6 protein-coding genes and 2 tRNA genes are annotated in these 6329 nt (G+C 63.8%); 6 read left to right on the forward strand and 2 right to left on the reverse strand.

Annotation, left to right across the window (positions count from 1 at the left end; genetic code table 11):
• Positions 1-146: 146 nt before the first annotated feature.
• From AB4Y40_RS11475 to AB4Y40_RS11495, 5 genes are all read left to right on the forward strand, one after another.
• Positions 147-1085: a DUF1732 domain-containing protein gene (locus tag AB4Y40_RS11475; protein WP_324156884.1), complete on the forward strand. Its 939-nt coding sequence runs from the start codon at positions 147-149 to the stop codon at positions 1083-1085.
• A gap of 14 nt (positions 1086-1099) precedes the next feature.
• A complete protein-coding gene (gmk, locus tag AB4Y40_RS11480) occupies positions 1100-1813 on the forward strand; it encodes a guanylate kinase (RefSeq protein WP_368687751.1) in 714 nt (237 codons plus the stop codon).
• Positions 1814-1853: 40 nt separating this feature from the next.
• Complete coding sequence (rpoZ, locus tag AB4Y40_RS11485; RefSeq protein WP_006400783.1) at positions 1854-2057, forward strand: DNA-directed RNA polymerase subunit omega; 204 nt, start codon at positions 1854-1856, stop codon at positions 2055-2057.
• Between the two features lie 90 nt (positions 2058-2147).
• Positions 2148-4514 carry a bifunctional (p)ppGpp synthetase/guanosine-3',5'-bis(diphosphate) 3'-pyrophosphohydrolase gene (locus AB4Y40_RS11490; RefSeq protein ID WP_368687752.1) on the forward strand — a complete coding sequence of 789 codons (2367 nt, stop codon included), beginning with the start codon at positions 2148-2150 and terminating at the stop codon, positions 4512-4514.
• Positions 4515-4664: 150 nt separating this feature from the next.
• The gene (locus tag AB4Y40_RS11495) at positions 4665-5147 is read left to right on the forward strand and encodes a phage protein NinX family protein (RefSeq protein ID WP_368687753.1); all 483 of its coding nucleotides are present in this window, start codon (positions 4665-4667) and stop codon (positions 5145-5147) included.
• Positions 5148-5236: 89 nt separating this feature from the next.
• Here AB4Y40_RS11495 and AB4Y40_RS11500 read toward each other — a convergent pair.
• Positions 5237-5313, reverse strand: a tRNA-Arg gene (locus AB4Y40_RS11500).
• A gap of 80 nt (positions 5314-5393) precedes the next feature.
• A tRNA-Arg gene (locus AB4Y40_RS11505) sits at positions 5394-5470 on the reverse strand.
• Between the two features lie 128 nt (positions 5471-5598).
• Here AB4Y40_RS11505 and greB point away from each other — a divergent pair.
• The gene (gene greB / locus AB4Y40_RS11510) at positions 5599-6159 is read left to right on the forward strand and encodes a transcription elongation factor GreB (RefSeq protein ID WP_368687754.1); all 561 of its coding nucleotides are present in this window, start codon (positions 5599-5601) and stop codon (positions 6157-6159) included.
• Positions 6160-6329: the final 170 nt, after the last annotated feature.

Genomic DNA, 6329 nt, shown 5'->3' on the forward strand with positions numbered 1-6329 from the left:
AAGGCGCGCCCTCAAAAATGGGATAATGCGGTTTCTCCGCCCCGCGCTTTTCGTCCATTCGTGACAACACGCCGGGCGCCTCGATTTCCTCGCCGTGACCCGCGCGCGCAGCGCACGACGCCACGGCTTTCTTCGCGAGACGAACCATGATTTACAGCATGACCGGCTATGCCAGCGCCACGCGCGAGCTTGCTGCGGCTTCGGGCACGGGCGGCGCGAGTGTCTCCGTCGAATTGCGCACGGTGAATTCGCGCTTTCTGGACCTGAACTTCCGCATGCCCGAAGACGTGCGCGTGTGCGAGCCCACGCTGCGCGAAATGCTGATGACGAAGCTCTCGCGCGGCAAGGTCGACATCCGCATCAACATCCAGAAGAGCGAGCAGGGCGCCAACGCGGGCGCGCTCAACCGCGACGCGCTCGATCAGCTCGCCGGGCTCGAGCGCGCCGTGCTCGAAGCGTTTCCCGACTCGGGCCGTCTGCGCACGGGCGAGATCCTGCGCTGGCCCGGCGTGCTGGCGGAAAGCGGCGTGGCGCCCGAGGTGCTGCGCGACGCGGTGCTCGGCTGCGGCAAGCAGGCCATCGCCGATCTGATCGAAGTGCGCGCTCGCGAAGGTGCGCAGCTCGCCAACATGCTGCTCGCGAACGTGACCGAAATGGAAGCGATCGTCGCGCGCATCACGCCGCTCGTGCCGGAGCTGATCGCGAAGCACCAGCAGAAGATCGTCGAGCGTCTGCAGGAAGCGCTCGGCATCGCCGCGCCGGACAGCAACGGCAACGGCGGCAGCATCGGCAACATCTCGCGTGAAGAAATCGCCGAGCGCATTCGCCAGGAAGTGACGATGTATGGCATTCGCATCGACATCGCCGAAGAGCTCTCGCGCCTCACGGCGCATCTGAACGAAACGCGTCACGTGATCGAGAAGGGCGGCCGCGTCGGCAAGCGTCTCGACTTCATGATGCAGGAGCTCAACCGCGAAGCGAACACGCTCGGCTCGAAGGCGGCGGCGAAGGAACTCGCCGACGCCTCGATGACGCTCAAGCTGCTCATCGAGCAGATGCGCGAGCAGGTCCAGAATCTCGAATGAAGGAAGCAACGAACATGACCGACCAAAGCAGCACCCCCAAAACGGACGCGAAGCAGGACAAGAAGCGCAATCCGTACGCGGGCATGTACCCCGGCAACCTCTTCATGGTGGTGGCGCCTTCGGGGGCGGGCAAGTCGACGCTCGTGAACGCGCTGCTCGCTGAAGACAGCGCGATCCGCCTGTCGGTTTCGTACACGACGCGCGCGCCGCGTTCGAAGGAGCGCGACGGCGAGCACTATCACTTCACGACCGTCGACGACTTCCTCACGCGCCACGCCGCGGGCGAGTTTCTCGAGAGCGCGGAAGTGCATGGCAACTACTACGCCACGTCGCGCGTGTGGATCGAAGACCAGATGAAAATCGGCCATGACGTCCTGCTCGAAATCGACTGGCAAGGCGCGCAGCAAGTGAAGAAGCAGTTCCGCAATGCGGTGGAAATCTTCATCCTGCCGCCGTCGCTCGAAGCGCTCGCCGACCGACTGAAAAAGCGCGGCGAAGACGAGCCGAACGTCATCACGCGACGCCTGCTTGCAGCGGGCAGCGAGATCGCGCATGCGAGCGAATCGGAGTATGTCGTGATCAACGAGAACTTCGATCGCGCGTTGCAGGAGCTGCGTAACATCGTGAGCGCCACGCGCCTGCGCTTCGCTTCGCAATACGCGCGGCATACCGAGCTCTTCGTGCAGCTCGGTATCCACCACCCGCAGCCCGGCGCGTCGGGCACATAAGGTAGAATAAGAACCTGCTGAGAATGAGAAGGAACCCGACATGGCCCGCATCACCGTCGAAGATTGTCTGAAACAGATTCCGAACCGCTTCGAACTGGCGCTCGCCGCGACGTATCGCGCCCGCCAGCTCGCACAAGGTCACACGCCCAAGATCGAGAGCCGCGACAAGCCAACCGTTGTCGCGCTGCGCGAGATCGCGGCTGGCCAGGTCGGCCTCGAAATGCTGAAGAAGGTGCCCGTCTAAGGGCGCGTTCCGAGGCATTGTCGATCGCCATGTAGTTCGTAGCGCCGCAGCCGCCTAACCGTCAACGCCAAACCTGATACGGAGGGGAACATGAGCATCACGCCCTCGCCGGCCACCGAGGTGGACCAGGAAGCCGAGACTGCGAGCCCTGCGCGCAATTACATCGACGCGGTCCTCGAACAGTCGTTTCGCCATCTGTTCGGTCCGACCGCGACGCCGGAGCAGCCCCGCAAGCACGGGGTCGTCTCCATCGCCAATCTGACCGCCGCGCTCTCCGGTTACCTCACTCCCGAGGAAATCAAGGAGGTCAAGGCGGCGTTCCACTTCAGCGATGAAGCCCACCTCGGGCAATATCGCCAGAGCGGCGAACCCTATATCACCCATCCCGTCGCCGTCGCGGAAATCTGCGCCGGCTGGAAGCTCGACGCGCAGTCCATCATGGCCGCGCTCCTGCACGACGTGATGGAAGACCAGGGCGTGACCAAGGCGGAACTCGCCGAGCGCTTCGGCGCGAAGGTCGCGGAACTGGTCGATGGCCTGTCGAAACTCGACAAGATGGAGTTTCGCAACCGCGAAGAAGCGCAGGCGGAGAACTTCCGCAAGATGCTCCTCGCGATGGCGCGCGACGTTCGCGTGATTCTGGTGAAGCTCGCCGACCGGCTGCACAACATGCGCACGCTCGGCGCGGTGCCGCCCGAAAAGCGCCGCCGCGTGGCGCGCGAGACCATCGACATCTACGCGCCCATCGCGCACCGTCTCGGCCTGAACAACACCTATCGCGAGCTGCAGGACCTGAGCTTCGCGAACTTCAATCCGAATCGCTACGCCACGCTCGAAAAGGCGGTGAAGGCCGCGCGCGGCAATCGCCGCGAGGTGGTGAGCAAGATTCTGGAAGCGGTGCAGCGCGCGATTGCCGACGCGAAGCTCGACGCCGAAGTCACCGGCCGCGAGAAGACCATCTTCAGCATCTACAAGAAGATGCGCGACAAGCAGCTGTCGTTCTCGCAGGTGCTCGACGTGTACGGTTTTCGCGTCGTGGTCGAGTCGGCGCTCGAGTGCTACACCTGTATCGGCGCGCTCCATGCGCTCTACAAGCCGGTGCCGGGCAAGTTCAAGGACTACATCGCCATTCCCAAGGTGAACGGCTATCAGTCCCTGCACACGACGCTCGTGGGCCCGTTCGGCGCGCCGATAGAGTTCCAGGTGCGCACGCGCAAGATGCACGAGATCGCCGAAGCCGGCGTGGCGGCGCACTGGCTCTACAAGAACGGCGGTGCCGATCTCAACGACGTGCAAAAGCGCGCGCACCAGTGGCTCAAGTCGCTGCTCGACATCCAGAGCGAGGTGGGCGACTCGAGCGAATTCCTCGAACACGTCAAGATCGACCTGTTCCCGGACGCCGTGTACGTCTTCACGCCGAAGTCGAAGATCATGGCGCTGCCGCGCAGCGCCACGGCGCTCGACTTTGCCTATTCGATCCACAGCGACCTCGGCAACCAGTGCGTGGCCGTAAAGATCAACAACGAGCTGCTGCCGCTGCGTACGGAACTGAAGAGCGGCGACATCGTCGAGGTGATCACGGCGCCGTACTCCAAGCCGAATCCCGCGTGGCTCGGTTTCGTGCGTACCGGCAAGGCGCGCTCGGCGATCCGGCACTACCTGAAGACGATGCGTCTCACGGAGTCGGTGCAGCTGGGCGAACGGCTCGTCGATCAGGCACTCAAGGGTTACGGCTACCAGCTTTCGGAAGTCACGCCGGAAGTGTGGGAGAAGCTGGTCCTGTGGACCGGCAACAAGAACCGCCAGGAAATTTTCGCCGACATCGGTCTTGGCCGGCGCGTGGCGGCGGTCATGGCCAAGCGCATCGAAGTGCTGATGAGCGGCCAGGACGCCGACGACGCCGAGCATCACCATCCGCCGCGCGACCCGAATGCGCCGCCGGCGCCGCCGGTCGTCATCACGGGCACCGAGGGCATGTCGGTGCAGCTTTCGGCTTGCTGCCGCCCGATTCCCGGCGACGACATCATGGGCTACATCGGCATCGGCCTTGGCATGGCGATCCATACGACCGACTGCCGCGTGGCGCAGCGCATCCACCGGCGCGACCCGGGCCGCTGGATCGACGTGGCGTGGGCGCCGCAGCCGGGGCGTCTGTTCGACGTCGCCGTGAAGGTGCTGGTGAAGAACACCAAGGGCGTGTTCGCGCGCGTGGCGGCCGACATCACGTCGGCGGACGCCAACATCGTGCACATCGCGATGGACGACGATCTGGCACAGGAATCGAACATGTTGCGCTTCGTGATCCAGGTGAGCGATCGCGTGCACCTCGCGAACGTCATGCGCCGCGTGCGCACGAATCCGGACGTGATGCGCATCGCGCGCGAGCGTTCGAGCGACGACGGGCATCATCGCCACGACGGCGGCATGCGCATCGAGCGCGAGCGCGCGGATTATTGACGGCAACGCTGTTGCGTGGCACGGAGCGCTCCCATCGCGCGTCCCGCGCGGTAATCTATCGTTATCTCATCGGCCGCATCTTCGCGGCAGCCTGACCGCGCCTGCCGGTCACGTCGCCATCTTCCTTCGAACCGAAACGAGGGACTCGCAATGAACGTAGCTGAACTAACCGGCCTCGCACTCGACTACTGGGTGGCGCGCAGCCTTCCGGACTTCGTGCGCGAAATCTATTTCACCGACAGTGGCGAGACGGTCGCCGTGCGCGGCAACGACCGCGGGCGTCCGTGGGATGGCCGCTTCATGCCCACTGATTCCTGGGAGGCGGCCGGCGTGGTGCTCGACCGCACGAGGCGCGTCGAGCTGCGCGAAGGCGAGCCGGCTTCCTGCGTGGCCGAGTTCGAGGGGGAGGCGGGCGCAGTCCTGGAGGCCTACGGAGAAACCACGCGCGAGGCGCTGCTGCGGGCGTTCGTCGCGAGCCGCTTCGGTAAGACGGTAGGGGAGATGCTGCGGCAGCCCCAGGCGTTGCTGGGCATGGGCATGGAGCCTGTGGCGGAGCCTAGCGCGATCGGCGACGTGGAGGATCTGCCGCGCCCCGATGCCCAGATCGGCGACATCGGCACGCCGCCGCGCTAGGGTGCCGCTTCTCGCGCGACACCTGGAGCCCCCAATTCTGCAGCTGAAAAGACAAAGGGCCTTTCCATTCGGAAAGGCCCTTTATTTGGTGGCGCGGCTGGCAGGATTCGAACCCACGACCCCTTGGTTCGTAGCCAAGTACTCTATCCAACTGAGCTACAGCCGCACGCTAAAACGATACTACTTACAACACTATACTGCTTGAAACCCTTCCCGGATCAACAGACGGGAAACGCTTCGAATGAATGGCGCGGCTGGCAGGATTCGAACCCACGACCCCTTGGTTCGTAGCCAAGTACTCTATCCAACTGAGCTACAGCCGCACGCAGAAAAGAGATTATAGCAGGGCTTCAAAAAAAGGGAAGGCCCTTTTCGTGATTTGTCTTGGGGCGAGGTTCGTGTACGCTGGTAGTCGTGAGTCAATCAGTACAGGTAACGCAGTGATCCCATCATGAACAAGGCCTTTGTCAAAGAATCGACCGACGACGACGACGATCTCGAAGCCGGTCTCCCGGAGATTCCCGCCGGCACGAAGAACTACATCACGCCGGCCGGCTATGAGCGCATGCGCAGCGAGCTGCTGCACCTGATAGACGAGGAACGGCCCGAAGTGGTCAAGCTCGTCTCGTGGGCGGCCTCGAACGGCGACCGTTCCGAGAACGGCGACTACATCTACGGCAAGCGCCGGCTGCGCGAAATCGACCGGCGCATCCGCTTCCTCACGAAGCGACTGGATCTGGCCGAGGTCGTGGACAGCAGCCGGCAGGAAAGCGTGGATCAGGTGTTCTTCGGCGCGACTGTCGAGTATGGCACCGAAGACGGCGAGGCGCATACGATCACGATCGTCGGCATCGACGAGGTCGATCTCGACCTCGGTCACGTGAGCTGGGTTTCACCCGTCGCGCGGGCGCTCCTGAAGGCGAAGATCGGCGATCAGGTCACGCTGCACACGCCGGCTGGGCCGGAGCCGATCGACGTGCTGGACGTGCGGTATCCGTCGCCGCACGCCTGAATGAACCCCTTGTCGCAGAAATAAAAAAAGGCACCCGAGGGTGTAATGCCGTTCAGTTAAGGTCCCGTTTCAGGTACCGAACGGTGTAGCGGAAAGGTCTGGACTTGACGGCCCGTGCGCAAGAGCGCCCGGGCCGTTTTTCGTTGGCGAGCTGCTTGAGCCGCTGGCGC

This window comes from Paraburkholderia sp. EG287B, assembly GCF_040965595.1.
GTDB lineage: Bacteria > Pseudomonadota > Gammaproteobacteria > Burkholderiales > Burkholderiaceae > Paraburkholderia.